This is a genomic window from Empedobacter sp. GD03861 (genome assembly GCF_029840885.1).
Taxonomy (GTDB): Bacteria; Bacteroidota; Bacteroidia; order Flavobacteriales; family Weeksellaceae; genus Empedobacter; species Empedobacter falsenii_B.
The window spans coordinates 1-1,770 of sequence record NZ_JAOCDJ010000081.1; the positions used below are offsets into that span (position 1 = coordinate 1).

The 1,770-nt window shown below is 28.9% G+C and carries 1 protein-coding gene and 1 pseudogene; both read right to left on the minus strand.

The features are described from left to right. Positions 1–231 precede the first annotated feature (231 nt). Positions 232–765 (minus strand): STM3941 family protein, encoded by a 534-nt coding sequence (locus tag N5D03_RS14765; RefSeq protein ID WP_280052099.1) that lies wholly within the window; start codon positions 763–765, stop codon positions 232–234. Between the two features lie 5 nt (positions 766–770). Continuing rightward, a pseudogene (locus N5D03_RS14770) lies at positions 771–1,676 on the minus strand (RHS repeat-associated core domain-containing protein); the annotation flags it as partial. Positions 1,677–1,770 lie beyond the last annotated feature (94 nt).

A 1,770-nucleotide genomic window follows, 5' to 3' on the forward strand; every position in this document is an offset into this window, starting at 1 on the left:
GATTGGTATTGTTGTATCCACTATGTTTTAACCCAAATGGATAATAATTGTTTTCTTCTAAAACAAACTCAAAGAACTTATGTCGATAAATTTAAAAAATTATACGTTAAAAATCTAGCTACTTTATAAAATAACAAAAGGCAAACAAACGTTTGCCTTTTGTGTTATAGTGAATTATACGTTGTGTAAAAATAACACATTTGAACATTACCTTGGAGTAGACCAACTAATCTAATTATCTCTTTTTTCCCATTTTGTAATAACTGAAGCCTCTAACTCTTGAAAAGTACAGTTTAGTTTTCTAGAATTTAAAATTATAGTTTCATTTGGATGCCAATTATTCATAACAATAAGAAGTCTTTTTAAAAGACTTATATTATTATTTATTATGTAATTTTTTTTATTTTTAATTGATAATTCTAAATATTCACCGGAATATGTTTTAACAGTTTTTATGTGAGAAATATCGTCCCATTTAATATATCCCAGACTTTCATAATTAGAATTATCTGTTATTCCAAAATTAGTTAATATAATACCTTTTTCTTTGTTTAATAATAGTATTATATGAGTGATAACCATAGCAAACGTATATATAAAACCTATTATTCCTCCAATAAAAATTAAAATATCATTTTGAATAAATTTAGAAACAAAGAAATTTGAGTTAAAAATCATAAAGATTGACAATATATTAGATAATATAAAAAATAAGATTAATCCAATTATTTTTTCGTTACTTTTCTCTATTATTATTTCACTCATTACTACTAGTATTTTAATGGTCCTGATACTGTTTGACTACTTTGAATTAATTTTTGTGTTTGTTGATTTTTTTGATCAGGTGTCAAAGGAGTCATAGCTTTATCTAAATAAAATTCCATTGTTTCTTCACCTACTACTCCTCCAACGACTGCACCTAAAAAGCCTGTAATAAGAGCTCCAGGACCCGTTTCTGATCCTACTATAAGTCCAGCAGTTGCTCCTCCTAACATACCACCTAATACAGAACCAACACCACCTCCTGTTTGTTTTATTCCTTCATCTGTACCTTTCTCAAAACCTTCAACCACTTGGGGAACTTGTAAAATAATAGACCCAACTAAACTTCCTTTAGTCATAACTTTAGATAGTTTTATACCTTTACCTGTATATCTATTAAACCCAGTATTTGTAGCCGTATATCTATACTTTACTTCATTAATTCTTATACCATCAAATGTTCTTCCTGTCGGACCATTCCATAAAGCAAATGAACCTCCTTTATATGTTGTATTTGCTAAATTTGATCCATACGCACCAATTCCATCGTTTAAATATCCAAAATATGTCAAAGAGTTATTTTGGGTAGTATAAATATTAGTTTCCTGAAGTTGAATTACTTCACTTACAGAATTTGTTTCAGGGTCATAAACATATTCATTGTTCGGATCATCAATATAGGGTTTAAATTCTGGTTTATTTGGGCAAGTAGGACAAGTTTCAAAACCTTGTTCAAATAATCCAGTTGGATCAGAAAAATAAACAGGGTTATTAAATGCGAAACGATATGGGGTATGCATTGGAGCTCCTTCTGATAGTTTATCCATATTAAAAAACCTTCCTATTGAAGCGTCATAATTTCTGAAGTCCATAGCAGTCCAGTTAAGACCTAATTCCTCTTGTAGTTCTTTGCCGTTGTATTTGTATTCCTACACCCCTATATACTTCAAATTTTCAACACTACTTCAGTTTTAATGAACGCCTCATTATTCATTCAAATATAATGAT